Origin of the sequence: Myxococcus sp. AM010 (genome assembly GCF_013372585.1) — a bacterium.
Taxonomy (GTDB): Bacteria; Myxococcota; Myxococcia; order Myxococcales; family Myxococcaceae; genus Myxococcus; species Myxococcus vastator.
The window spans coordinates 12660-36670 of sequence record NZ_JABXEO010000053.1 but is presented as its reverse complement, the minus strand read 5'-3'; the positions used below and the strand labels follow the sequence as shown (position 1 = coordinate 36670).

The following is a 24011-nucleotide window of genomic DNA, read 5'->3' as shown; positions in this document are numbered from 1 at the left end:
CTACACCTGGGCGCGCACAGCGTCACATGTGCGCGCCGGAGTGTGCGTTGACAGGTCGGTACACGCATCGCTTAACCTGTTGATGATGCGACGCTTCCTCCTCTGCATGGCTGTCGCCCAGCTCATCGGCGTCGGTACGCTGGTGGCTCCGACCGAAGCCTGGGCCCAGAAACGTGGCCGTACCTCGCGCCAGGTGAAGTCCAGGGCCGCCAAGAAGGCGGCCGCCAAGGCGCCGCCGAAAATCGAAACCAAGGGCGCGTCCGTGGTGGACCCCGTGACGGGCGACGCGGCCACGGCCTCCTCCAACCCGCTGCCGCAGCGGGGCCCGGCGCGCATCGACTTCGATGACCGGCTCATCCAGGGACAGACGAACAAGTCCGGAGCCGTGTACCTCTACGACCGCAAGGAACTGAAGACGCGGTCGATGATCCGCGAGCGCGAGAGCTTCCGCTCCGAAACGCTCTCCACGGTGTACGACCCCTAGGGCAGCACCGCCCCCCAGCCCTTGAATGGAGCGTCACTGTTGAGCGGTCAGCCCAGCGTCCTGCAAGTCGTCATCCTCCGCGACGGTCTCCTCGTGGGTACCGAGGTGTTCGTCCCGGGCACCTATGCGCTCGGCTCGGATTTGTCGTCCGACCTGCGCCTGGATGACCCGTCCGTGGAGCCGCGGCACGCCCTGCTCTACTTCCAGAACGGCCGCGCGGCGGTGCAGGACGCGGGCTCCAGCACGGGGCTCTTCGTCAATGGCCACCGCGTCTCCGCATGTGAAATCCGGCCGGTGGATGAGGTCCTCTGCGGGCCGTTCATCCTGAAGACGCGCGTGCTGTCGCAGAAGCCGCAGGAGGCCAAGCCGCAGCCGCCGCCCGAGGTCGCCGCGCTGCTTGGCGCGGCCCAGGCGCCCACGCCACTCGCCCCGCCGCCGCAGCACGCCGCGGCCCCGCAGCACACGCCGCCGCAGCAGCACGCCGCGGCCCCCGCGCGGCAGCTCCGTCCCGCCACGGGCGTCCCTCCGCTGTCCGCCACCATGCCCGCCGCGCGCGCCCCACAGCAGGTCGCCGCGGTTCCTCCCGTCCACGTGGCGACGCAGGTGGCCTACCCCACGCCCGCGCAGCCCATGCCCGCGGTGGCCGTGGTTCCGCCCGTGACTCAGCAGGCCGCCGTCCACGCCGCTGGGGCCCACGCGCATGGCGTCCCGCAGGCGCAGCCCGCCGTCATCCCCGTGTCTGGCGCGCAGCAGGCCCCCGCGGGCGTGCCGGCGAGCACGGTGCCCTCGGTCCGCCGCAGGGCCGCGCCCGAGCCGGCCCCCGTGGCCAACCCGGGCATGCAGTTCGCGGACGAGCTGATGGCGGATCTCGCCCTTGATCCGCTCCCCTCGCCCACCGGGCCGCTGCTGGAGGAGCAGCGCACGCTGACGCGGCCCACGCATGCGCCGCGCATCGCGTCCGGCAAGGGCACCGCGCAGCTCTATCTGGAGCTGTACTGGGGCGCCGTCCGCCGCGACGCGCGCCGCTTCGCGCCGGACAAGAAGAAGCCGGTGCAGGCCTCGCTGGACCTCGAGGGGGCCATGCCCTTGTGGGGCTTCACGCTGCCGGAGGGCGCGCCCTTCACGCTGGCCGAGCCGCTCAACAACGCCTTCCGCCTCTTCGTGCCGCCGGGCACCGACGTGGAGAAGAGCGCGGGTGACGGCCGCTTCACCCCCGTCACCGGCGCGGCCCTGGAGTCCGACGGCAGCCGCCGCTTCCTCACGCTGCGCGAGGGCACCGCCGCGCGCCTGACGCAGGGGCAGATGTCCCTGGTGGCCTACGCCGCGCCCAAGCCCGCGCGCGTCTTCGTCAACCCGCTCAAGGGCCTGCCCTGGCTGACGCTGACGTGCCTGGGCCTCTTCGCCTCCGCGATGGCCGCGTTCCTCGTCTTGAAGCCACACCAGCCGGAGGTGGCGGACTTCCAGCAGAAGAGCCTGCCCCCCGTGGCGCTGCGCCTCATCGCGCCCGAACCGAAGAAGAAGGAAGAGGCCAAGAAGAAGCTGGAGGCCATCAAGCAGCAGGCGAAGAAGCCCACCAAGGAGAAGGTGGCGCAGAAGGCCCCGCCCAAGCCGGCGGAGAAGACGCCGCCGCCGAAGCAGCCCGAGCAGGCGGTGGCCGCCGCGCCGCCGCAGAACAAGGCGCTCAAGGCGCTGGCCAAGCTGTCCGCCGCGGGACCCGCCACCAAGGACCTGCTCGCCGCCGTGGACAAGCTCGGCAGTGGCCCCGGCAGCAAGAACGTGAAGAACTCCAACTACAAGCTGTCCGGCCTCATCGGGAAGGCGCCCATCGCCAACGCGGGCGTGGGCACCTTTGGGTTGGGCGGCGGCGGCAAGGGCGGCGGCGCCACGCTGGGCGCGGAGCTGCTGCGCGGCAAGGGCGGCGGTGGCATCGGCGCGCTGGGCGCGGGCCGCGTGGGCAAGGGCAAGGTGGGCGGCACCGTCACCCGCGCCACGGCCCGCAGCATCGCCTCCACGCAGGGCACGGTGGACCGTGAGGCGGTGGCGCGCGTCATCAACAGCCACCTCAACGAGGTCCACGGCTGCTACGAGCGCGCGCTGCTCAAGGACCCGGGGCTCGCGGGCAAGGTGGTGCTGCAGTGGACCATCGGCGCGAGCGGCCGCGTGGTGGCCGCCAAGACGAAGTCCTCCACGCTGCGCAATGCCTCCGTCGAGTCCTGCATCCTCTCCAAGCTGAAGTCGTGGACGTTCCCTTCCCCCAAGGGTGGCGTCGTCATCATCACCTACCCGTTCCTCTTCAACTCGGTCGGCTACTGACGTGGCCTCAGTCCGCGCGTCCGTTCCCGTCCTCCCCCAGGAAGCCCCCACCGTGCGATACGCCCTGCTCATCCTCTTGCTGCTGACGCCCGGACTCGTCCGCGCGCAGGCCGAGGCGCTGGAGAATCCCGGCGCCGTGTCCGCCATCCAGGAGCGGCGATTCCGGATGCACCACGAGCTGCTGCTCGGCGTGGGCGTGCTGCCGGCCAACGCCTACTACAAGGGCCTGGTGGGCACCGTCGGGTACACGTACCACTTCAGTGACACCTTCGGGTGGCAGGTCGGGCGCGGCACGTACAGCTACAACCTGCAGACCAGCCTGCGCCGTCAGCTCGAGCGCGACTTCAACACGTCCCCCAACGCCGCGGCCTTCCAGGACCAGGTGCAGTGGATGGTGGGCTCGGACCTCATCTGGAGCCCGCTCTACGGGAAGATGGCCTTCCTCAATGAGTCCGTGCTGCACATCGAGGCCTTCCTGCTGGGCGGCGGCACGGTGGTGAAGCTCGACCGGGACGGCGGCTTCAAGCCCGCCGTCAACGTCGGGCTCGGCCTGCGCCTCTTCACCGGCAAGACGCTGTCGCTGCGCCTGGACGTGACGAACAACACCGTGTTCACCGGCCCCACGCGCGTCATCCAGGTGCCGCTCATCCAGTTCGGAACCGCGTTCAACTTTGGCGCCACGGAATGACCTCCCGCTCGCTCATCGCCGCGCTCACCAGCGCCGCGCTCCTCGTGTCTCCAGCGCCCGCCGCCGCGCAGTCTCCGGCCGCCGCGCAGCCCACGTCCCCCGCTCCCGCGCAGGGCTCGCCTCCAGCGGGAGGAGCGGCCGCGGCCCCCTCAGACGCCAAGGCCGAGGCCGCTGACGCCGGCAAGCCCGCCGCGAACGCCGCGGCCGAGGAAGCGCCGCCTCCCGCGCCGCAGAAGGTGGACCCGGGCGTCTTCGACAAGGCGCTCAAGGATTACTTCGACGGCAAGCCGCGCGACGCCGCGGGGCCCCTCCACGCCTGGCTGCAAGCCGCCCCCAAGACGGATGAGAACTACGCCTGGGGCCAGTACTTCCTCGCGCGCAGCCTCATCGACCTGGGGCTGACGCACGCGGGGGCCTCATACTTGGCCCGCATCGCCCGCGAGCGCTCCAACCCCAACGCGCTGCCCCGCGCCCTGGACACGCTCAAGGCGCTGACGGACCGGCCGCACGACGAGGTGATGATCGAGCAGCAGGTGTTCGGCGCGCTGGACCTGGGCTTCCTCCCGGAAGACACGGGCGCGTATGCGCACTACCAGCAGGGCCTGGTGGACCTGCGCGTGGGCAACGAGCGCTGGGCCAACACCCACTTCGCCAAGCTGTCGGAGACGACCGCCGAGGCCAGCCACGCGAAGTTCGCGCTGCTCGTCACCCGCCTGAAGCAGGTGAAGGAGCCGTCGGACGAAATCATCGCCGACTTCCTGGCGCTGTCCGAGGACGAGAAGCTCACCCGCGAGGCGCGCAACGAAGCGGCGCTGGCGGTGGCGCGCCTGCGCTACGAGCGCAAGGACTTCCAGGGCGCGCTGGAGGCGTATGACCGCGTAAAGCTGCCCGAGCTGGACCCGGGCCGCGCCAGCCTCTACTTGGAGGAGGCGTGGACCCGCTACAAGCTGGGGGAGCTGCGCGCGTCGCTGGGCATCCTCACCACGCTGGACGCGCCGTCCTTCCGCGACGAGTTCATGCCGGACAAGTACCTGCTGCGCGCGCTCATCTACCGGGACTTGTGCCACTACCTGCCGGCCAAGCGCGCCGCCAAGGAGCTGACGCGGCGCTTCGCGGACTCGCTGGAGGCGGTGCGCAACCGCGAGGACCTCACCCAGGACGTGCGCCTGCGCCGCGCCGCCAACGCCCACGGCAGCACCCAGCGCGCCGCGCGCTTCCTGGAGACGCTGGAGCTGGAGGGCGAGCGGCTGGGCCGCTACGCCGGCAGCTTCGGCGACCGGCTCTTCTCGCACCTGACGAAGCTCTATGACTTGTCCCGCGCCGAGGCGGTCCGCGTCCATGACGCGCGGCTGGCCGAGGCCGTCCGCCAGGAAGCGGACACGCTGCTGCGCGCCGCCGAGCAGGTGCGCCTGATGGAGTACGAAGTGGGCTTGAAGCTGTACGAGCGCGTGAAGAAGGGCGCGCGGATTGTCGCGCCGGAGGACGAGCAGATTCTGTCGCCCACGCAGACGGCCTACCGTTTCGACGGCGAGTACTGGAACGACGAGCTGCGCTCCTACCGGGTCCGCATCGACAGCCGCTGCATCGAGGAGACGCCATGACCGGCCACCTGACGGGCCTGATTGCCGCCGCGATGCTCGCGGCTGCCCCGGGCGGGGCCGGACGTCCCGGCCCGGGCATCAACCCGATTGTCTCCAAGGCCAAGGAGCGCGACGAGCTCATCGCCAAGCTCAAGCGCGACATCTTCAAGGTGGACCGCGCCCTCGGCGAGACGGAGCGCCTCATCTCCAAGAGCCGCAACGCGCCCTACCTGCCGGACCTCCAGTTCCGGCTGGCCGAGCTCTACGTGGAGAAGAGCCGCTACGTGTACTACCTCCAGGCAGAGACGCGGCCGGAGGGGGCCAGCGGCGCCATCGTCTCCCCCGAGACGCGGCTGATGAAGCAGAAGGCCGTGCAGCTGTACTACCGGCTGCTGCGCGAGTACCCGGACTTCAAGGACGGCGACCAGGTGACGTTCTACCTGGCGCACGAGCAGCGCGAGCTGGGCCAGTTCGACGAGATGCTCAAGACGCTCGGCGACCTGACGCGCAAGTTCCCTGGCAGCCCGCTGCGCCTGGAGGCCGAGCAGATTCTGGGCGACCACTTCTTCGACAAGGCCGACCTGGGCCAGGCGGAGAAGCACTACCAGGCGATTCTGGAGGCCCCGCCCTCGCCGGTGCACGACCTGGCCCGCTACAAGATGGGCTGGATTCGGGTGAATCAGGCCAAGCACGCGGAGGCCGTCACCTTCTTCGAGGCCGCCGCCGCCAGCGCGCCGCTGCCCGGCGTGGACGTGAAGAAGGCGCTCAACGTCAAGCGCGAGGCCCTGCTGGACCTCGTCTACAGCTACACCGAGGCCAAGCCGGCCAAGGGCGCGCTCAACTACTTCGAGAAGCTCAGCGACAGCCGCGCCACCTACGCGCTCGCGCTGGACAAGCTGGGCAACCGCTACTTCATCAAGCAGCAGTACGAGTGGGCCATCCCCGCGCTGCGCAAGCTGATGGAAATCCAGCACGACCCGGAGCTGGACCTGGAGCGCGGCCAGAAGCTCTACGACGCCATCAAGGCCTCCAAGGGCAAGGTGCTGCCGGACGCCGAGGACCTGCGCATCCTCGTGCGCGCCGCGGTGCAGAGCAAGACGGACCCCGAGCTGGTGGAGGCCGAGCGCAAGAAGCACCTGGTGGAGCTGGAGGAGATGGCGCGCGACCTCTCCACCCTGCTCCACGTGGAGGCGCAGAAGAAGAACGACAAGGCGCTCTACGTGAGCGCGGCGGAGGCCTATCAGGCGTACCTGGGCCTCTTCCGGCCCCAGCAGCACGTGCGCACGATGATGAAGAACCGCGCGGACGCGCTGTTCTCCGCCAACGCGTACCCCGAGGCCGCGCGCCAGTTCGAGGAGCTGGCCCGCTACCACGTGAAGGCCAAGGACGCGAAGGGTGAGGAGGAGGCCCTCAACGCCGCGCTGCTGGCGCACTTCTCCACGCTCAAGCCGGAGGAGGCGCAGAAGCGCAACGCCTTCGAGGTGGCGGACGCGCGTCAGGCCATGAAGCTCCTGGGCGCCGACTTCGTGTCGCGCTTCCCCCGCAGCGAGAATGCCCTGGTGGTGAAGTTCAACATCGCCCGCGCCTACTACGAGGACGGCGAGTACCCGAAGGCCGCGGAGCTCTTCACCGCCTTCGCGCTGAGCCACCCGCAGCACAAGGAAGCCCCCGTGGCGGGCAACCTGGCGCTGGACAGCCTGCGGCAGCTCAACGACTTCAAGGGCCTGGACGAGACGGGCAAGAAGCTGCTGGGCGCGCCGCTGCCGGCCAGCTTCCGCGCGGACGTGCAGAAGATCCTCACCCAGAGCCGCGCCGAGGCGCTGGACGAGTTGGCCCTGCAGAGCGCCCAGGAGACGGGCGACGTCATCCAGGGCCTGGTGAAGGTCGCCGACGAGAACAAGAACACCGACATCGGCGAGAAGGCGCTCTACGGCGCGTTCACCGCGGCGCGCGAGAAGCGCGACATGCAGGCCGAGCGCGAGCTGGGCGCGAAGCTGGTGCAGGACTACCCGAAGAGCCAGTACCTGTCGGACGTGCTGCTGACGCTGGGCCGGCACGCGGCGGAGGCCGCGGCGTTCGGAGAGGCGGCCGGCTGGTTCGAACAGGTGGGCCAGAAGCTGGGTGGCGACTTCGCCGCCGTGGACGGATGGCTGGCCGGCGCGCGGCTGCGCATGGCGCTGGGCGAGCACAAGGAGGCGGCGCGTGACCTGGAGGCCGCCGCCGACATCGCTGGCGCGCGCAAGGCGGACGTCCTGGTGCTGCTGGCGCAGACGCGGCTGAAGCAGAAGGACTTCGCTCGCGCGAAGACGGCGGCCGAGGCCGCGCTGAAGCTGGACCGCCACAGCGCCGCCGCCGCGGCGGTGCTGGCCGAGGTGCAGGCCACCACCGCGCCCACCGCCCCCGCCGACGCGCTCATCGCCACCCTCACCACCGCGGTGCAGGGCCCCAACGGCGGCACCGAGGAGGCGGCGAAGGGCCTGTGGTACCTGGGCGAAATCCTCTACCGCGGCTACAGGGACTTGCCCGCGGACCAGGTGGAGGAGAAGGTCGCCGCGCTCCAGAGCATGGAGGGCATCTACACGCAGGCCGCGTCGCTGGGCTACGCCGAGTGGGCGGTGGCCTCGCTGTGGCGGCTGGCGCTCGCGTACGGCCACATCGCGGACGTGGTGGAGAGCACGGCCCTTCCCGCCGGCCTCTCCGCCGCGGAGGCGCAGCAGTTCCGGGCCGCGGTGAAGGAGCAGGTGACGCCGCTGAAGGCGCGCTCCGACGAGGCGTTCAAGGCCTGCTTGTCCCGCGCCGAGTCCCTGGAGGTCTTCAGCGCCGCGGTGGTGGGCTGCCGCGCCCGCGCGGAGACGGCGGCGCTGCCAGTGCCGCAGCCGGGAACGCCCACGCAGCCGGCGTCCCTGGAGGAGCTGCGCAAGAAGGCCGAGCGCACGCTCAACGCGGAGGCGCTGGAGGCGCTGGGGCTGGCCTACCTGGACGCGCGCCAGTACGGCATGGCGCAGCTCACCCTGGGCCGCGTCACGGAGCTGCAGGACACGCGGGCCTCGGCGCACTCCGCGCTGGGCCTGGCGCTGCTCCACATGGGTGACGCCATGGGCGCGCGCGAGGCCTACGGCCGCGCCATGGACTCCGACCCCACCTTCGGCAAGGCGCGCCTCAACCTGGCCGCGCTGCGCTGCCGCTTCGGCGACGTGGACGGCGCCCGCCGCGAGCTGGCCGTGCTCAAGGACGTGGCCTCGCTGGGCGGCAACGACGTGGATGGCGGGTGGAAGGCATGCAAGTGAGGCCCGCGCGTGCATCGTGGCTCGGCGTCCTGCTCACCGCCGCCCTCTGCGCCTGTGGCGACGAGGGCGGGCAGTTGGAGGGCAGCGTGACGTCGCTGCTCGACCTGCGCTACGACCGCGCGGAGGCGCAGCTGGCCGAAGGCGAGCTGGCGGTGAACTTCGTCACCCAGCAGGGCACGGGCACCAACACGGTGCTGAAGGTCAGCGCCCGGGTGCAGGACATGCTCCCGGAGGGCTACACCGGCTCGCTGGACGTCAACCTGGCGGAAGTCCTGGCCAACGGCGCCCAGCGCGGCGCCATTGGCCGCAACGTGCTGGATGAGCCGGCGCGGACCTTCCCGGAGCTGCGGGTGGGTGGGCTGAAGGTGAAGGCCCTTCCCAGTCAGCAGGGGCAGCGCATCTCCGGCGAGTTCCACGTCACGTTCGTCAACGGCACCCACACCTATTCCGGGCGCACCATCTTCGGAAGCTTCGAGGCGACGGTTCCATGAAGCGCTTTGTCCTGCTCACCCTCCCCCTGCTCTCCGCGTGCGGCGCCAGCTACAACATGCGCGTGCCCGACTCGCTGGAGAAGAAGCTCCCGTACGAGGCGCGCATCGAGCTGCTGGAGGCGGAGAACAACCTCGCGCTCGCCATCGACAAGGTGGACGAGGCCGACAATGAGATTGGCCGCGCCCGCGACCACATCCGCCGCGCCCGCTCACGCCAGGAAGCCGCGGAGGATGAAGTGGACCGCGCGTCGGACGAGGTGTCCCGCGAGGTGGCGAAGCTGGCCATCGCCGAGGCCGAGGCCCGCGTGGAGTATCTGCGCGCCCGGCAGCGGCTCACCGTGGGCCTGCGGGACGTGGAGCGGCTGGCGCTGCGCTGCGCCTTCGCGGAGTTCGAGCTGGCCCGCCTGCAGGTCGCCCGGAAGGCGAAGGTCGAGGGCAGCGAGCGGCTGGACCCGAAGGACTTCGAGGAGCAGGTCTCCGAGTGCAAGGCGGAGGTGAAGGAAGAGCGCGCCGAGCTCACGGGAGACGAGAAGGAAGAGAAGACGGCGCGGGAGGCGTGGGAGGCGAAGAAGGCGGCGCTCGCGAAGAAGACCTTCGACGCGCGCGCGAGTCCCTACGTGGAGAACCTATAATGAAGACTGCCAGCTTCCTGGTGCTCCAGCTCCTCACCGCGCAGGCCGCCGAGCCCGACACGGCCACGCTCGAGCGCACCGCCGCCGTGGAGAGCGCGCGGTTGGCCGAGGCCCCCGATGACGCGGACGCCCTGTATCGCCTGGGCACCGCCTTCCTCGCGCTCAACACGCCGAAGAAGGCCGTGGCGCCCCTGAAGAAGCTGGTGGACCAGGAGCCGGACCTCATCCCGCCGAAGCTGGCCCTGGCCCGCGCGCTGCGGCTGTCCGGGGAGCCGGGACAGGCGCGCGCGGTGCTGGACACGGCCATCGCCGCCTTCCCCGAGGAGTCCACCCTCCGGGCGGAGCGCGGCCTGCTGGCGCGCGTGCTGGATGAGCGCGACGTGGCCATCAGCCAGTACGCGGTGGCGGTGGAGCTGGCGCCCCAGGACGCGGAGCTGCGCTTCAACCTGGGCGAGGCCCTGCAGCGCGCCAGCCGCACGGACGACGCCATCGAGGCCTACCGCGAGGCGCTGAAGCTGGACGCGAAGCTCAACGTGGCCCGTGTGAATCTGGGCAAGGCCCTGGCGGAGAAGGGCCTCAACGGCGAGGCCAAGGAGACGCTGCGCGAGGCCACCCGGCAGAAGCTGGGTGACACCGAGGCGCACTACAACCTCGGCGTGCTCCTCATGCGGGAGAACGACCTGGACGGCGCCATCGCAGAGTACCAGCGCACGCTCGCCGCGGACCCCAAGCACGCCAGCGCGCACAACAACCTGGGCGTGGCGCTCAACGGGAAGGACGACCCGCGCAAGGCCACCGACGCCTTCCTCAAGGCCATCGCCGCGGACCCGAAGTTCGCCGAGGCGCACTTCAACCTGGGACTGGCGTACTACCAGCTCGGTGACAACGTCCGGGCCATGAAGGCCTTTGAGAAGGCCGTGGTGCTGGAGCCCCAGCGGTCCAGCGGGCCGTACATCCAACTGGGCCACCTGTACCTGACGCAGGGCAAGAAGAAGCAGGCCGTGGCGGCATTCAAGAAGGCCATCGAGAAGAGCGCCGAGGACGGGAAGAAGACGACCGAGGCGTACCAGGGACTCGCTCGCGCGTGGCTCAGCCTGGGCAAGGCGGATGAGGCGGTGGCCACCCTGAAGACGGCCGTGGACGCCTTCCCGAAGGACGCGAGCGCCCGCGCCGCCTATGGCGAGGCCCTGCGCGCCAAGGGTGATTTGGATGGCGCCATCGCCGAGTACGAAGTGGGCGTGAAGCTCTCCCCCACGCCGGAGAACCGGCTGGCGCTCGCGGATGTGTACGCGCAGAAGCGGGTGGGCGCGAAGGCGCAGCCGCTCTACAAGGCCCTCTTGGAGGAGGACCCCGCCAATCGCGCCGCGAAGCTGGCGCTCGCGGACCTGCTGCTGGCCATGGGCGACTATGTGGCGGCGGAGGGGCTGCTCAAGCCGCAGGACGGCGAAGAGGCCGACACCGCGGCGCTGGCGCGGCTGGGCATCGTCCACTCGCGGCGTGGGCGGCCGGACCTGGCCGTGTCGGAGCTCGAGGCGGTGGTGGCGAAGGACCCGGCGCAGTTGGAGGCTCGCGCGGAGCTGGGCTTCATCTACCTGCGTGGCGGCGACGGCGCGAAGGCGAAGAAGGCGCTGACATCCGTGCTGTCGGTGGACCCACGCCACTCGCTGGGCCTGCTGTACATGGGCCACACGCTGTACCAGCAGGGCAACACGAAGGGCGCGGAGAAGTCCTTCCGCAGCGCCGCGCAGTCGGACCCGAACTTCGCCGAGCCGCACAACGCGCTCGGACAGTTGCTGGAGGCGACGAAGCGCCTCGACGAGGCGAAGGACGCCTACAAGAGGGCCGTGCAGTTGCAGCCGGACCACCCGGATGCGAAGGACGCGCTGAAGCGGCTGACGGCGTCCGCGCCCACGCCGTAGGCCGCGCGCGGGCCCACGGCAGCGTGTGCGGGCATCGCGCCCGCGCAGTCCCGCGGGTGAGCCCAGCTACGTCGGCACGCCCAGCAACACCGCGCCCACCGCGACGAGCGCGGCGCCCGACAGCTGTCGTCGGCCCAGGCGCTCACCCTGGAGCGCCGCGAGCACCAGCGCGAAGGCGATGGAGGTGTTTCGAAGCGTCAGCACCGCTCCCGCCCCGCCCCCCGCCAGCGCCGTCAGCAACAGCCCGAACGACAGCGCGGAGATGAGCCCCGCCGTCAGGACGAGCCCCGGTGCGAGCAATGCCTCCCGGCGGAAGGCAGCCCACCCCTGCTGACGGCCCCGCTCCAGGAGGAGCACGGGCAGCGCGACGAGCAGGCCGGTGGCGAACAACGCAGGAGGCTGCGCGCCCGCCCCCAACGCCATCTTGTAGCTCAAGTGGTAGCCCGCGATTCCCACCGCCGACAGGGCCGCCCACGCCACTCCCATCCCCGTGGGCCCCGAGGGGCGGGACAGGTTCATCACCGCCAGCCCGACGCAGAGCATCACCACGCCCGACACCGTCCACGGGGACACCGCCTCCCCCAGCCACACCACGGACACGGGCCAGACGAGCAGCATCGCACCGCCACGCGACACCGTGTACGCGAGTCCGAGTGGCGCCTGACGCAGCGACCGCGCGAGCCCCGCGAGGTACACGCTCTCACACACGCCCGCCCATAGCGCCCAGGCGAACCCCTCCGTGCTGGAGAACGCGGGGCCCCGCATCCCCAGCGCCCAGATACCACTGGCCAGGATGACCACGGAGATGACGCTCACCACGCCCGCTTCCGGATTGGGATGACGCTTGAGCAGCGCGCTCCAAGCCGCGTGCAGGAGCGCGGACGACAACACCAGCACCAGCGCAGCAGTCTCCAATGCGGCTCCTCGACGAAGGCTCGTGCCCCTGACTCTTGGCGCACCGCTGGGTGCGCGATGGCGACGATTCGGGGTGCGCACCTGGCTCCGGGGCCAACTGTTCGACGGGCTCACCTGCACCCATGACGCGCCGACCTCTGTGCCTACGCCACGAGCAGGCTAACGCGTTTCATTCCTCGTGGGTCGGGCGCCAGCCCGGTGGATAACTGTTCGGAAATGTCGGGACTTTTACCGCCGCCAAAACCCCCGACATTTCCGAACAGCGACCTGCCAACCTCGGCCCGGCCCCTCTCTGTCAGGGCTCCTCATCCGTTGAGCCAGAAGGCGTGCCGTCCGCTGTCATGAGCACGGCGGGCAACTCAGGCCCCGTGGGCACTGGCTGGGGCTCCAGCGCAAGCGTCCGGCCGAATCGATGGCGCGCCTCCGCGTGCACGCCAAAGGACGCGCCCTCCGCATGCGCCACCAGCACGAGGTCTTCCGAGGGCGGCGTGCCAGCCTCGAAGGCCACGCCGTATGGCACGGAGCGCACGCCCTCCCCCACCCCAGCGGGAACGGTGAAGGCGGCCGCGCCCTCCGTCAGCGTGGCGCCGGCAGGAAGCGAGAGCCGCACTTCAACGGGTGCCTCGAAGCCCGCGCGCCGCTCCACTTCAGCCACAAGCCACACCTGCCCAGGAGAGGACGCCACCACCGTCCAGCTCACGCGCAGGGGCGAAGGAAGCCTCGCCGTGAGCCCAGCTCCCGGACCAGTGGCGTGCGCATGCCCAGCAGCGCCCAGCGTCGGCGCGTCGTCCGCTGGCCGTGCATCCTCCGCAGATGAAGAAGCACCACGGCTTGTCCAAGGCGCATGACCATGGCCTCGTGCCTCCTCCGTCCGGGCAGCGCGGTGCCCCGACGCGGGAGGCGCCGAGAGCGCACTGCGCGCGGAGACACCTCCCTGCATCGGAGACAGGGCAAGGTCCGCGAGAACCGGCGCCCGCACCACAGCCGCGTCCCCGGTGACGCGTGTGCGTACCACGGCTTCCTGATGAGCGAACGGCGCGAGGCGCTTGCGAGTCTTGCCGCGGAGGCGCTCCACCCCTGAAGCCACGCCCGTGGACAGGGCTCCCGCCAGCGCGAGCGCCAGGACGACGCCCGCCACTCGCTTGCGCGTCAGCAACATGCGGCCTCTCCGTGACATGGCGTCGTCATCGACATGCTCCGCGGCGTCACTGGCACAGCGGTGAGTGACTGAGATACGGGTAGGCGGACTCCGGCTCGGTGGCCGCGTCCATCACCCAGCGCGGGAAGCCCTGGCACATCATCGTGTCCAGGAAGTCCGCCAGGCAGGGAGCGGGGATGTCCGTCCGCGCCACGTCCACCAACTGGCCCGCCTCCACACGCCACTGGTGCCGCTGGTAGCCCCGTCGCCACGGCGCCGCGTTCATACCGGGGGCCGCGAGCGCCTCATACATCGGCTGCCGCGAGGACGTGCCCTTGCCGAGTCGGTAGAGGATGGCGGCCACCTCGCTCACCTCCAGCTTCTGCAGCAATCCCGCCTCCGGACGGGGCCGCGTCCACGCACCCGTCGCGGGCCGGCGCGCCTCCAGGTCCATCCAGAACATCGTCCCACCCTGCCTGTCGAAGTAGCGGGGACTGCCTCGCACGTCCGCGCTGAACCAGGTGGCCCACCCCTCACTCCACGCCTGTCCCGGGAAGGTGGGCACGCCGAGGTAGTGCGGGCCGCCCTCGTTCGGACTGGTGCCATGGCTGGCCATCACCCAGTGCCCGAGCTCGTGCAGCACCATCGCCTCCGACCACCAGGCCGCGTCGCCATCCCCCGGCAGCCACACCTGCGCGCCCCACGTCCGCCCCGCCGCCGTCACCGGCCACGGCGCGAAGCAGGCGCCGCAGGACCACGTCGTCCCAAAGCCGAGCCACACCACGACAGGCAGTCCCGCGCGGCCATACCGTCCCCGCGACTCGTGCCACGCGGCGCGCAGCGCGCTGAACACGGAGGCGGCTCCGGAGCCGTCCGCCTCCGCGATGGAGAAGACGCCCTGTCCGGCAACCGCGCGCGTGGACTGAGACCAACTCCAGATGCGCGCCGCGCTGCCCGGCACCTCCGTCACCTCCCGAGCCCCTCGCTGTCCCGGGTCCGCCACCGCGTAGGCCACGCGCGCGGCCGAGCCCAGCCCTGCCGCGTACACGACGATGCGGTCCTCTTCCCGAGGCTGCGCCGCGACCCGCACCGAGAACCGTCCATCCAGGCCCGACACCTGGAAGTCCATGAGCGTGGCCCCCTGATACGAGGCCACGAGGAAGCCTCCAGCCGGGACCCACTCCGCCTCGGCCGACCATCCGGTGAAGTCGGCATCCGGGAACCGGCGCGCGTAGCGCACGGTGCCGCTCAGCGTGGGCCCGGGCGCGCCACACCAGCCGCGCCCCTCCGTCTCCACGCAGCCCGCCGCGCACGCGCGCGCACGCCACTGCCCCTGGACACAGGCCTGCCACACACCGTCCGCCAAGCACCGCGAGCCGCCGTCCAGGCACGCCGCGCCCGCGGCGCAGTGGGCTCCGCCCTCCAGCACGCAGGCCTCGTTGGCACCGCAATCCTCCTGGAGATGCACGCCCTCCACGCACCGCTCCACGATGCGAGTCCCCAGACACCGCCCCCCCACCGGCATGGAGACACAATCCGCCGCGGTGCGCAGGGCCTCGTCGGGAAGAGCGGAGGCACACGCGCGGGCGCGGCACACCGTGTCCTCCGGCACACAGGCGGCATCACATGGCGGCCCGTCCTGCTCCGGCCCGCACGCCAGCACGAGGATGCCCAGGCACCACACCGCCGTTTCGAAACGCAATGCCGTGGCACCTCCGCGCCCGCCGAAGGGAGACGGGGCGGGGAGGCACGACAGCACGCCTGGTGTGCGACTTGGGAGCACCGGGCAGGCCAAGGCTCCCCTGCCCGTCTGCCGCCAGGGTGACGCAACGGCGCCCCCCACGGGAGAGGCCCTGGGTCATCACGCGCGGTGTGGAGGGGCACCGGCGCCCAGGACCTGTCCCGCGGGGAGCTGAAGCCAGCGGGCACGGCTCCGTCCGTGCTCAGGGAGGCAGCGGCGCGCGACCCTCCGGGATGACCAGGGGACCGGGCAAGCCCGGCCACTCGACGACCTGCACGCGCAGGCCGAAGACGCGGGCCACCAACGCCTGGGAGAGCACCTTCGCCGGGGCGCCCAGCTCCACCACCCGACCCTCGGCGAGCACGGCCATCCGGTGCGCGTAACGCGCGGCCAGGTTGAGGTCATGCAGCACCGCCAGCACCGCGCCGCCCTCCTGGGCGAAGCGTGCCGCCGCCTCCAGCACGAGGTGCTGGTGGGCCAGGTCCAGGCTCGCTGTCGGCTCGTCCAGCAGCAGGTAGCGGTGTCCGGAGGCCAACGGTTCGGAGAGCTGAGCCAACACCCGCGACAGCTGCACCCGCTGCCGCTCGCCCCCCGACAGCGTGAGGTACGAACGCGAAGCCAGGTGCCGCGCGTCGGTGGCATCGAGCGCCGCCACCGCCGCAGCCAGGTCCGCGCTGCCTTCAGCGCGGCTCGCGTGCGGACTCCGCCCCAGCAGCGCCACCTCCAGCGCCGTGAAGCCGAAGCTCAGCGACGACTCCTGGGGAAGCACGCCCAGACGCACGGCCCGCTCCCGCGGCTTCCAACGCGACAACGGGAGGCCGTCCAGGAGCACCTCGCCCGTCGAGCACGGCAGCTCGCCCGACATGGCGGACAGCAGCGTGGACTTGCCCGCGCCGTTGGGCCCCACGACGGCGAGCACCTCGCCGGGCCGCAGGGCCAGGTCCATGGGCCCCAGCGTCCGCCCACGGCCCCGCCACACCTCGATGCCACGCACCTCCAGGCTCATATGGCCCCCTTGCGCGACAGCAGCGCGACGAAGACGGGGACGCCCAACACGGACGTGAGCGCGCCCACGGGCAACTCAGAGGGGATGTCCGCCGTGCGGGCCAGCAGGTCCGCGCCCACCAGCAGCGAGGCCCCCAGCAAGGCGGACGCGGTGAGCAGCCGCCGGTGGTCCGGCCCCAGCGCCAGCCGCAACAGCGCGGGCACCAGCAAGCCCACGAAGGCGATGACCCCGGTGACGGACACCGCGGCCCCCACGCCCAGGGCCGCGGCGAGGATGAGCCGGCGCTTGAGGCGCTCGACGTCCACGCCCAGGTGCCACGCCTCGCGCTCCCCCAGCAGCAGGAGGTTGAGGGTGCGCGCCTCACGCAGCAGCAGGCCCAGTGCGATGAGCAGCGGGGGCGTGGCGGCCCCCACCACGTCCCAGGAGGCACCGGCCAGGCTGCCCCAGGTCCAGAAGGTGATGGAGCGCAGTTGCGCGTCGGTGGCCATCTGCGTGAGCAGACCGATGCCCGCGCCCGCCCCCGCGCTGACGGCCACGCCCGCCAGGAGGATGCGCGCCGTCTCCGTGCGACCGCCGCCCCCACCCAGCCGATGCGCGAGCAGCGTTGCGCCCAGCGCGCCCATGAAGGCCGCGCCCGGCACCGCGAGCATCCGCAGCGAGCCCAGGTGGGCGCTGAGGGCCACGTCCATGACGATGGCCGCCACCGCCCCCAGCGCCGCGCCGCTGGAGGTGCCCAGCAGGCCGGGCTCCACCAGCGGGTTGCGGAACAACGCCTGCAGCGCGGCCCCACTGGTGGCCAGCACCGCGCCCACCATGATGCCGAGCGCCACGCGCGGCAGGCGGATGGTCAGCAGCACCGCCTGCGGCACGGACTCCAGCCTGTGGCCGATGTCCAGGCCCACCCGCTCCAGCAGGCTGCCCGCCAGCGCCAGCAGCGGCACCGTCACCGCGCCCACGGCGAGCGACATGAGCGCCACGCCCAGCAGCAGCGCCGTCAGCAGCAGCCACGGACGCGGTGCTGCCGGCGGGAGGGGCTCCTGGGCGTGGCAGGTGGCGGAGACGGGCGCAATCCCCGACGCGCTCATTTGCGGCCCCCAGCCGGGGCCGCGTACCCATCCTGCAAGCGGCTCACGGCCTTGCCCAGGTGGGGCCCCAGCCCCATGAAGTGGACGTCGTCCACGGTGATGAGGCGCCAGCCGCGCACCTGTGACAGGCCGGGCGTGCGCGACAGGCCTGCCTCACCGCCCACCGGCTCCAGGGAGCTGGCCGGCATGAGGATGAAGTCCGGCGCCGCTTCGACCACCGCCTCCGGCGTCAGCGGCTTGTGGCCCGCATAGCCGGCGATGGCATTCACGCCGCCCGACAGCGTGACGAGCTCGCCCGCCGCCGTCCCCGTGCCCGCCACCATGAGGACGTTGGCCCCGCGCGCGTACAGCGCGAGGACCTTCGGCGGCTTCGCGTCCTCGCGCGCCGCCGTGCGCTCCCGCGCCTTGCGCAGGTCCGCGTCCAACTGCTTGACCAGGGCCTCCCCCTGCTCGGCCTTGCCCAGGCGCCGCGCGAGCGTCCGGATGCGCTCGCGCGTGGCGTCGACGGTGTGCTTGTTCGGCAGCACCACCACGTCCACGCCCACGGCCTTGAGCTGCTCGAGCACGCCCGGGGGGCCCGCCTCCTCTGACGCCAGCAACTGCGACGTCCCCAACGCGACGATGGCCTCGGACGACAGCGCCCGCTGGTAGCCCACCTTCGGCGACTTCCGGGCGGCCTCCAACGCCAGGCTGGTGTCGTCCACGCCCACCACCTGCCCGCCCGCGCCCAGCGCGAAGACGGTTTCAGTGATTGCGGGGCCAATGGTGACCAGCTTCGCCGCGTGGGCCGGGGCCTTGGCCGCCGCCTGGGGCTTCGCGGGCGCCGGCGCCGCCGCGTGCGCGAGCGAGGCCACCGCCATGAAGAGCCAGGACAGTCCGGACGCGCGGCTCATCGCGCCACCTCGCTCGCGGGCAGCGCCTGGGCCAGCGCCTCGGCGAGCGCCCGCCACTCGGGCGACTCGGGCTGCCCCGGCTTCCGCTTGCCGAAGATGAGCGCGATGTTGTCCCCCGCCTCGTTGAACAGCTCCACCGAGGTGACGACGCCGTCCCGCGTGGGCTTGCGCACGACCCACGCCGAGTGGACGTGGTCCGCGCGGACGTGGAGGTTGAAGTCCGCGTCCAGCACGTTCATCCACGGGCCCACCGGCTTCACGTTCTTCACCGGGCCGGTGTGAATCTGGATGCAGCCCGGGTTGCCCACGAAAATCATGATGGGCAGCTCCGCTTCGGCCGCCTTCTCCAGCACCCACGTCAGCGACGACGGCGCCACCGGGGTGGTCAGCTCCGGCTCGGCCAGGCGGAGCGCCTGGGTGCGCGCCACGCTGAAGCGGTTGAGCAGCATGAAGAACTCATGCGTGTCCTGGAGCGCGCGCCAGCCGGAGCGCAGCCCCTCCGCGTTAATCTCACTGTCGGGCTTGGGCGCCGCCGCGGGCGTGGCCGGGACGATGCTGAGCACCGGCGACTGCTCCGCGTGGGTGAACTCCTTCACCAGGGCGTCGAACGTCTCCTCGCGCCCGGCCTCCTCCACGTAGATTTTGTGGACGGCCGTCCCCGACGCGTCGAAGAACTGGAGGCTGCGACGGAGGCCCTCGCCGTGCGGCTCGCGGAGGGCGAAGCCGAAGCTCCAGCGCGAGAAGAACAGCCGCAGGTCGATTTCCTCGTCCAGCACCAGCCCCTGCTTGCCGTGCAGCTCGATGTTGCGCCAGGTGCCACGCTTCTCGTGCACGGCCTGCGCGTTGCGCGTGAGCGACATCACCCGCCCCAGCGACTCGAAACGAGGCAGGAGCGCGTCCAGCCGGAGGTCCAGCCGGACGACGCTCTCGCCCAGTCCCGTGGCGAGCAACTGCGCTTCACTCACCCCCAGTTGCTCGGCGGCGTCACGGATGCGGGTGCGGGGCTGCTCCTCGCGGAGGGTCTGCCAGCGCTGGCGCAGACGGGTGGGCTCGGAGACGACATCAGCGTTCGCGGTCTGATTCATGTTGGACACCTGGAAGCGGGAGGAAGCTCAGTACACAGACGGCTGCGTCACGGCGCTGCCGCTGGAGGCGGGGCCAGGCACCTTCGCCCAGCGGAACGACAGCATCCCCGGCGTGCCCGCGTCGTCGTAGTAGGACTGCATGGCGACCTTGAAGTAGTCACCCGCGTCGGAGCGGACGACGTACACATTGCGACGCGCAGTGAGGGCGTGCGTCGTCATGTCATAGGCGTACCAGCCGTCGCCCTGCTGGAAGGCGCTGTCCGGGTCCTCGCCCCGGTCCGGGCCGTCCTCGGCATCCGCGACGTAGCCCTCCGCCGGCGCTTGCGTCACCGCCGCGAAGTCCGTCTCGGGGAGCACCGCCACCGCCACGTCGCCGGTGCCACTCACGCCGCCCCGGGTGCGGACGTTGAAGCGGTTGAAGGCCAGGTCCCAGACAGTGTCCTCGGAGGAACTCACCTGCGCGCCCTGGTCCAGGTCCAGGCCAATCCAGTCCGCGCTGCTCGTCGCGTTCACGGTGGTGGTGTACGAGCCGTCATCGTTGGCCACGTGCTTCACGTGAGTGCCATCCGTCGGCGCGTTCTCATCCGGATTCCCCGGCTCCTGCGGGTCGGGATTCTGCGTGTCGCCGGGCGGCAGCTCCAGGTCATCGCCGCACGCGGACAGGGAACCGGCCAGCAGCAGGGCGGCGGCGGTGCGGCCCAGGAAGGAGGAACGGGGAGAGAGGCGGGACATGAGGACTCCTTGAGTGAGTGAAAGGTGGAAGGAAGCGTCAGAGCCGGGCGGAGAGGCCGGCCTGGACGGCGCGAGGAGGAATGGGGAGGTCGGTGGGGTTGCCCGCGTTCGCGAGGTTGGTGCCCAGCACGAAGAACTGGAGCTCCTCGCGCAGGCGCCAGCCCAGCCGGGCATCCACGGTGACGTAGGTCTTCGCGTCGTACGGGTTGGCGACGCCGTCACCGTCCGTGTCCGGGTAGAAGGGGCGCGGCCCCACGAGCGCGCCGCGCACCCATGCCTCCAGGCCCGACGTCCGGTGACGCCAGGTGGCCTGCGCGGTGAGGCGATGACGCGCCTGCCCCTCCAGCGCCAGCCCCGTCTCCTCAGAACGGCCGTCGGTGAGCGTGTAGCCCAGCTCCGCGGAGACGCGGCCCGGCAGCTGCTGGCGCACGCCCAGCTCACCGCCGCGCACGCGCGCACGCGCGATGTTCACGTAGGTGAAGAGCTGCTGCGGACCGACCAGCTCCGTGGAGACACCAATCATGTCCCGCAGGTTGTGCTGGAAGGCGCTCACCCACAGGAGCGAGGACGCCGCGGGCTTCACCTCCACCGACAGGTTGAAGCTGCGCGAGCGCTCTGGGCGCAGGTCCGGATTGCCGTGCACCCGGTAGCCCACGCTGGGGTTTTCGAAGTCGAGCAGCAGCTCCTGGAAGCCCGGCGCCCGGAACGCCCAGCCATAGCTGCCGCGCAGCGTAAGCCAGGACGCCGGGTCCATGCGCGCCGCCAACCGCGGCGTCACCGCCGTGCCGAACTGCGTGTCCGTGTCCACGCGCGCGCCCGGCACCAGCGTCAGCTTCCAGCGCGGCGCCAGGGTCCAGTTGTCCTGCACGTAGAGGGACGCGCGGGCGCGCTGGCCGGTGCCGTCCTCGCCCAGCCGGTCCGCCCGCAGCCATTCACCGAGCAGCTCCGCGCCCGCCACGAAGGCGTGGGCGTCTCCCACCTTCGCGTCCAGCTGCGCGCCCAGCCGGCCCTGCTGCTCGCGCGTGTCCTCGATGGTGTCCAACGCGTTGGAGCGGCGCTGGTCTCTCAGGTAGCGCCGGTTGAACCACGCATAGGCGCCATCCACGCGCAGCGAGGCGTTGTGGGACAGCGTCCACCGGGGAGACAGGCGCACGGAGAGCGAGTCATCCCGGCTGGCGCGGTCGAAGGTGGCGCCCGTCACGCCCACGTCCACGCCGCGCTGCACTCGCCGCGCATAGGTGGCGTTGGCCTGCAGCGCCGTGCCCTCGCTGACGCGCAAGTCTCCGCCCGCGGACGCGTCAATGCCATCCAGGCTGCTGCCCGTGGTGCCGATGCTCGTCGGGTCCAGGAGGTACGCGTCCCGCCGCGCCAGACCGCCGCTCAGGCGCAGGCCCCAGTCCTCACCCTTCGCCTCGCCGGTGGCGTCCAGCTCCAGCCGCTGCAGGGAGCCATAGGAGGCGCGCAGCTCGGCGCCCAGCGGCCGGCGTGCACGGCGGGTGATGAGGTTCACCACGCCCGCCACCGCGTCGCTGCCGTAGAGGACCGACGAGGGGCCCTTCACGACTTCCACCTGTTCGATGTCCTCGGTGGACAGGCGGGACAGGTCCACGCTTCCAGCGACCCGGCCGGCCACGCGCTCGCCATCCACCAGCACCAGGACGTACTCGGGCGACAAGCCCTGCAACTGCACCGTGGCGCCCGCGAACGTCTGGACCACCTGGAGCCCTGGATGCGCGGCGAGCAACTCCGACGCGTCCCGCGCCCCGCTGGCCAGGATGTCCAAGCGGGTGATGACCTCCGTGGCCACCGCTGAATCCTCGAGCCGCTCCGGTGAGCGCGACGCCGTCACCACCGTGCGCGCCTCCGGCAGCGCCTCCTCGGCGGACGCGGGCTGCGGCCCCGCCTCGGCCTGGGCCACCCGCGCGTCGGACGGAGCCTCCGCGGTGGAATCCTCGCGGGAAGCCACCTCGGCGGCTGGCGCTTCACTGCCACCGCCCCACGCCGTCCACGGCATGGCACAGGCCAAGAAGAGCAAACACCCACGCCACGCCATGCTGCGTCCTCCGGCGCGAGGCCGGGGGCCTTTCACGCGAAGGCCCTGCAGGGCGCTGGGCTCAAGGGCCTCGGGCCTCAGGAAACAACCTCACTGCACCGGGCCCGCGCGGCCCGGGAACGACGCACACGTCAGCGGCCGGAGCCGCTCACCCGCGCACCACCACCTTCCGGCGGCGTCCGCTCCAGGGGCACCACCCGCGTCCGGTGACAGCGGCGGCACTTGAGCTCCACGCCCTCCGGCACCAACCGCGCCAGCAGGCTGCCGCACATGCAGCGCAGCTCCTCCGCCCCGCCTTCACCGTGGCAACCGTCGCGCATCACCGCTCCTGGCTCGAAACGCGGCGACGATATTGATAGTGATTTTCAAAGTCAAATGATTGGTAAAAAACCGTCCCTGCGAGAATCAGGGTGTGTGGGAGCGCGCCGCTCAGTGAACCTTGGAGCGCGCGGAGGTGTCGCGCGCCAGACGCACCTTGGGCGTCACCATGCGAGCGACACCAAAGTAGAGCTGCTCCTCGGTGTAGACCTTGCGCACCCGGCGGGGGCCGCCGGGGTGGTAGGCGGGGCCGGGCCGCTCCAGCCACTGGAGGATGCGCACCTCGCCGGAGTGGGCCATGGCGGCCAGCAGCTCCGGGGGGCACAGCTTGAGGTAGCGGCGCACCAGCGGCTTGAGCTTGCGGGAGAAGTTGCGCCCCAGCACGGCATGGCGCCGGCCGGCGTGCAGCGTCCCGTCGAAGCGGCGCGACAGGTGGAAGAGCTCGTGAATCACCGTCTCCACGCGGGCCTGCGCGGTGGAGCCCCGGAAGAAGAGCGGCCGGAGGGTGACGCAGTACAGCATCCGCGTGCCCTGGATGCGGATGATGGGCTTGCGGCGTCCGGTGCGGTCCGTGCTCTTCCCGCCCCGGAAGCACAGGGGCTTCACGGTCCCCCGGGAGGCGCGGCGGGCCTCGCCGGCCACCACGAGGATGCGGCCCGCCTTCACATGCCCGAACTCCGGCATCTTCGCCGCGATGTCCCGGATGAGGGAGCGGAGCGTCTTGTTGAAGTTGGGGCGGCGTCGGGCCACGGCTGGTGGACAGTCTAGCGGAAAAGCCCTTGAGAGGACTCCTGGGGGTGGCCACATTGTCTAGCGTCATGCGCTTGCGCTCGCCCATGTTCCGACTGGCCGTGGTGCTGTCCCTCTGTGCGGGGTGTGCCTCCACCCCCACCCGGCCTTCCAGTCCCGCCGTCCTCACCGCCCAGCGGACAGTCGTCGCGTCCCAGGGCCTCACCGACGCCCTTTTGCGCTACGAGGCCCAGGTGACCAGCCCCGGGGAGGGGGTGGTGGAGCGGGCCGACTACGAGCTCGTCGCCGACGGCCAGGTGGTGAAGACGGGCACCGCGAAGCTGGACGTGGCGCTGACGCCCGGCGCGCCCGCGGACGTCTCCTTCGAGGAGCGCGCGCCCTACGTGAAGAACGCGGACGACCTGGCGCGGCTGAGCGCCCAGGGAGGCACGCTGCTGCTCGCCCTGCGCGGCACGCTCGTCGTGCGCTCGGGGGGCCAGGAGCAGACGATTCCCTTCGCCGCCAGCCGCGCGGCGCGGATGCCCCGGCTGCCCACGGTGGTGGTGGAGGAGCTGGACGGGGCGCGCTACTCGGATGAGGAGGTCCAGCTCAACCTCCGCCTGGGCGTGCGCAACCCCAACCCCTTCCCGCTGCGGCTGGAGGGCCTGACGTGGACGGCGTCGGTGGCCGGCAAGACGCTGGGCAGCGGCACGCTGGCGCGGGCGGACACCGTGGACGCGTCCGCCACGGGCGTGTACCCGGTGGAGCTGGCGGTGACGAAGGACACCTGGGGCCCGGAGGTGAAGGCGCTCATCTCCAAGGGGCTTTTGCCCTATGGGGTGATGGGTGAGGTGACGGGCCCGCTGCTGCGCGTGCCCTATTCGCTCACGGGCGAGGTGAAGCTGAACGTCTCCCGGTAGAG

Annotated in this window: 20 protein-coding genes; 9 read left to right on the top strand and 11 right to left on the bottom strand. The window is 71.6% G+C overall.

Annotated features, from left to right (window positions below):
- Positions 1–82: 82 nt before the first annotated feature.
- From HV826_RS22970 to HV826_RS22935, 8 genes are read left to right on the top strand one after another with little or no spacing between them, the layout of a single operon-like run.
- Complete coding sequence (locus tag HV826_RS22970) at positions 83–484, top strand: hypothetical protein (RefSeq protein ID WP_255217368.1); 402 nt, start codon at positions 83–85, stop codon at positions 482–484.
- Between the two features lie 39 nt (positions 485–523).
- Positions 524–2797 (top strand): AgmX/PglI C-terminal domain-containing protein, encoded by a 2274-nt coding sequence (locus HV826_RS22965; protein WP_176419150.1) that lies wholly within the window; start codon positions 524–526, stop codon positions 2795–2797.
- A gap of 52 nt (positions 2798–2849) precedes the next feature.
- On the top strand, positions 2850–3485 hold the full coding sequence (locus HV826_RS22960; RefSeq protein WP_163780492.1) for an outer membrane beta-barrel domain-containing protein: 636 nt from the start codon (positions 2850–2852) through the stop codon (positions 3483–3485).
- Entirely contained in the window at positions 3482–5086 is a 1605-nt protein-coding gene (locus HV826_RS22955) for a hypothetical protein (RefSeq protein ID WP_176419149.1), read from the top strand. Before HV826_RS22960 ends, HV826_RS22955 begins: the two co-directional genes overlap by 4 nt.
- A complete protein-coding gene (locus HV826_RS22950; RefSeq protein ID WP_176419148.1) occupies positions 5083–8352 on the top strand; it encodes a tetratricopeptide repeat protein in 3270 nt (1089 codons plus the stop codon). The genes HV826_RS22955 and HV826_RS22950 overlap by 4 nt, the downstream gene beginning before the upstream one ends.
- On the top strand, positions 8334–8843 hold the full coding sequence (locus HV826_RS22945) for a hypothetical protein (RefSeq protein ID WP_176419147.1): 510 nt from the start codon (positions 8334–8336) through the stop codon (positions 8841–8843). Before HV826_RS22950 ends, HV826_RS22945 begins: the two co-directional genes overlap by 19 nt.
- Positions 8840–9475: a hypothetical protein gene (locus tag HV826_RS22940; protein ID WP_176419146.1), complete on the top strand. Its 636-nt coding sequence runs from the start codon at positions 8840–8842 to the stop codon at positions 9473–9475. Before HV826_RS22945 ends, HV826_RS22940 begins: the two co-directional genes overlap by 4 nt.
- Positions 9475–11394 (top strand): tetratricopeptide repeat protein, encoded by a 1920-nt coding sequence (locus HV826_RS22935; protein ID WP_176419145.1) that lies wholly within the window; start codon positions 9475–9477, stop codon positions 11392–11394. The genes HV826_RS22940 and HV826_RS22935 overlap by 1 nt, the downstream gene beginning before the upstream one ends.
- A gap of 66 nt (positions 11395–11460) precedes the next feature.
- Here HV826_RS22935 and HV826_RS22930 read toward each other — a convergent pair whose 3' ends face one another.
- The 11 genes from HV826_RS22930 to HV826_RS22880 all read right to left on the bottom strand — a co-directional run bounded on the left by HV826_RS22930 (position 11461) and on the right by HV826_RS22880 (position 23110).
- A complete protein-coding gene (locus HV826_RS22930; protein WP_255207873.1) occupies positions 11461–12309 on the bottom strand; it encodes an EamA family transporter in 849 nt (282 codons plus the stop codon).
- Between the two features lie 295 nt (positions 12310–12604).
- Entirely contained in the window at positions 12605–12964 is a 360-nt protein-coding gene (locus tag HV826_RS22925; protein ID WP_176419144.1) for a hypothetical protein, read from the bottom strand.
- A 550-nt stretch (positions 12965–13514) separates the two neighbouring features.
- Positions 13515–15149, bottom strand: coding sequence for a hypothetical protein (locus tag HV826_RS22920; protein WP_176419143.1), 1635 nt, complete (start codon positions 15147–15149; stop codon positions 13515–13517).
- Between the two features lie 241 nt (positions 15150–15390).
- Entirely contained in the window at positions 15391–16194 is an 804-nt protein-coding gene (locus HV826_RS22915) for a heme ABC transporter ATP-binding protein (protein ID WP_176419142.1), read from the bottom strand.
- Entirely contained in the window at positions 16191–17279 is a 1089-nt protein-coding gene (locus tag HV826_RS22910) for an iron ABC transporter permease (protein WP_176419141.1), read from the bottom strand. Before HV826_RS22910 ends, HV826_RS22915 begins: the two co-directional genes overlap by 4 nt.
- Positions 17276–18172: a hemin ABC transporter substrate-binding protein gene (locus tag HV826_RS22905; protein ID WP_176419140.1), complete on the bottom strand. Its 897-nt coding sequence runs from the start codon at positions 18170–18172 to the stop codon at positions 17276–17278. The genes HV826_RS22910 and HV826_RS22905 overlap by 4 nt, the downstream gene beginning before the upstream one ends.
- Complete coding sequence (locus HV826_RS22900) at positions 18169–19257, bottom strand: hemin-degrading factor (RefSeq protein WP_176419139.1); 1089 nt, start codon at positions 19255–19257, stop codon at positions 18169–18171. Before HV826_RS22900 ends, HV826_RS22905 begins: the two co-directional genes overlap by 4 nt.
- Before the next feature lie 27 nt (positions 19258–19284).
- Complete coding sequence (locus HV826_RS22895; RefSeq protein WP_176419138.1) at positions 19285–19989, bottom strand: HmuY family protein; 705 nt, start codon at positions 19987–19989, stop codon at positions 19285–19287.
- A 37-nt stretch (positions 19990–20026) separates the two neighbouring features.
- Positions 20027–22042, bottom strand: a complete 2016-nt coding sequence (locus HV826_RS22890; protein ID WP_176419137.1) for a TonB-dependent siderophore receptor — start codon at positions 22040–22042, stop codon at positions 20027–20029.
- A gap of 131 nt (positions 22043–22173) precedes the next feature.
- Positions 22174–22362, bottom strand: a complete 189-nt coding sequence (locus HV826_RS22885; RefSeq protein ID WP_176419136.1) for a hypothetical protein — start codon at positions 22360–22362, stop codon at positions 22174–22176.
- 109 nt (positions 22363–22471) lie between these two features.
- Complete coding sequence (locus HV826_RS22880) at positions 22472–23110, bottom strand: hypothetical protein (RefSeq protein ID WP_176419135.1); 639 nt, start codon at positions 23108–23110, stop codon at positions 22472–22474.
- A 68-nt stretch (positions 23111–23178) separates the two neighbouring features.
- On the opposite strand from HV826_RS22880, the gene HV826_RS22875 reads away from it, so the two are divergent.
- The gene (locus HV826_RS22875) at positions 23179–24009 is read left to right on the top strand and encodes an LEA type 2 family protein (protein WP_407938436.1); all 831 of its coding nucleotides are present in this window, start codon (positions 23179–23181) and stop codon (positions 24007–24009) included.
- Positions 24010–24011 lie beyond the last annotated feature (2 nt).